Here is a 1,894-nt window from a genome sequence, read left to right on the forward strand (position 1 = left end):
GTTCGACCCGCTCACCCCCGTGTCGATCGTGTTCTGATCAACTCCACTGACCTTATAGTCGAGCGTGAATGTGTTTTGCACATTCGTTCCCGCCGCAGTGCCGTTCGCAAAGGCAATAGTTGGTAAAACAGCCGTCAGTGTTGTCGCTATCGCAAGACTTCTGCAAAGTTTTCCTAGGTGTGTCATCGGAGCCCCAAATGTATTCGTTGGGTATAAATAGTGTATCTAAGTTAAATAATCGCGCGCAAGCGTGGTTAAGTAAGCCTTTAGGCATTGTCAGCTTAAACGACGATAGCCGTATTTCTAACACATCAGCCCGCCACTCGATGAGCGACTCATCACGCATGGTTTTGAAACAAGTCCGTTTTTCGAGATGTCTTTGGTGGTTGAAGTGATTGTAAACTGAGGCGTGGGTGGAGGTGAACTTCTGCAAGGTTGAGGCTTGCCTGAACCGAGTCATGGCGCGCTCTCGCCGTGGGAACGCTCGGCGTGAGTTCTCCGCTCGATTATTGGCATACCGCTTGGTGTTCTGGCAGTTATGATTGCCGATATGGCGCATCGCAGCGCCGTAAAACCGGAGATTGTCTGTCGCGACCATTGGGTGTGCTCACGCATATAGGTTGAGCGCCGAGATCGGATTTGCTTTGCGAAGACGGGTCCAAACCGGTCAACCCAGAGCCGGACATTCTCATGGCAGACGTCTATCCCGCGCTCATGAAGCAGATCTTCGAAGTTTTGGAGCGAGAGCGGGAACCGGACATACATCATCACGGCCAGCTGGATGACTTTGCGAGATGTTTTGAAATAGCGAAATGGGTTCTTATGTCGCCGCATTGAAGAAACTGGGTCTAAGAATACTTCAGGATGTGGGCGGTAGAAAGAATAACCGAGCTGAATGTTTTCATGTCCCGATCCGAAGACAGGAGAGAAAAATGATTTTTCTTGACCGCTGCAGTCTCTGCCAATAGTCAGGTCGCAACCGTAATCATGTGATTATGGTTATGTTGCCAGATGATTGCTATTGAACACCGGAGAAAAAATATGAAATGGCCAGCGCAAAGGTTTTCAACAGCATCCGAAAAGAGTTTTGGTATGTATGGGCGGGCAGCTGAACTAGATAGAGAGGGCGTTGACCTTATTCATTTAGAATTAGGCAGACCACATGCAGATACCCCGCAGCACATAAAAGATGCGACAAAAAAAGCTTTAGATGACGGCATAGTTCATTATGGCGATTTTCGTGGTTCAGCTCATTTGCGGGAAGCCTTATCGAAAAAGCTCAAAGATTTTAACGGCATTACAGCCGCCCCTGACGAAATATTAGTAACCAACGGCCTTACGCACGCTTCTTTTGCATCAATATTTGCAGCGGTTGACCCAGGGGATGAGGTAATTTTACTTGGTCCATATTATCCGCAGCATATTGGTAAGGTCGAAATGGCGGGCGGGCGGGTTGTTCCCGCAATGCTAGATGTTGAGGACAATTTTTCCATTAAGCGCGATTTAATTGAGCGCAGCATCACACCTGCTACGCGGATGATTATTCTCATTAACCCTGCAAACCCGACTGGCCGAATGTATAGTGCCGAGGAGTTGCAAATCATCGCGGACCTCGCCATCCAATATGATCTTCTTGTCCTCTCGGATGAGGTGTATGAGATGGTAACTTACGGTGAAGTTCCACATATTAGTATAGCCTCTCTCGCAGGTATGCGAGAACGCACGATTACATGCTTTGCGTTTACGAAGGCATATTCAATGGATGGTTGGCGTGTTGGGTATCTCACCGCCTGTCCGTCGTCATATAAAACGGCACAGATTTCGGCCTGGGCCAAGAGAGACTTTGCTCACCTTTATTGATTGATATTAGGCGACGGCTTTGCGGTATTGCAAC

2 protein-coding genes and 1 pseudogene are annotated in these 1,894 nt (G+C 48.3%); 1 reads left to right on the forward strand and 2 read right to left on the reverse strand.

What is annotated here, in order from left to right; genetic code table 11:
- Positions 1-186, reverse strand: a 186-nt coding sequence (locus IE105_RS15225) for a hypothetical protein (RefSeq protein WP_233354219.1), incomplete at its 3' end; no start/stop codon positions are given.
- A gap of 130 nt (positions 187-316) precedes the next feature.
- Positions 317-834 (reverse strand): annotated as a pseudogene (locus IE105_RS15755) (DDE-type integrase/transposase/recombinase); the annotation flags it as partial.
- Positions 835-1,011: 177 nt separating this feature from the next.
- On the opposite strand from IE105_RS15755, the gene IE105_RS15235 reads away from it, so the two are divergent.
- Positions 1,012-1,860: a pyridoxal phosphate-dependent aminotransferase gene (locus IE105_RS15235; RefSeq protein ID WP_233354218.1), complete on the forward strand. Its 849-nt coding sequence runs from the start codon at positions 1,012-1,014 to the stop codon at positions 1,858-1,860.
- The last annotated feature ends 34 nt before the right edge of the window (positions 1,861-1,894 follow it).

The organism is Algimonas arctica (genome assembly GCF_014652695.1).
GTDB lineage: Bacteria > Pseudomonadota > Alphaproteobacteria > Caulobacterales > Maricaulaceae > Litorimonas > Litorimonas arctica.

Bases quoted from the DNA above. Each gene is read 5' to 3' on its own strand.
- IE105_RS15235 (WP_233354218.1), top strand. From the start codon at position 1,012: ATGATTGCTATTGAACACCGGAGAAAAAATATGAAATGGCCAGCGCAA.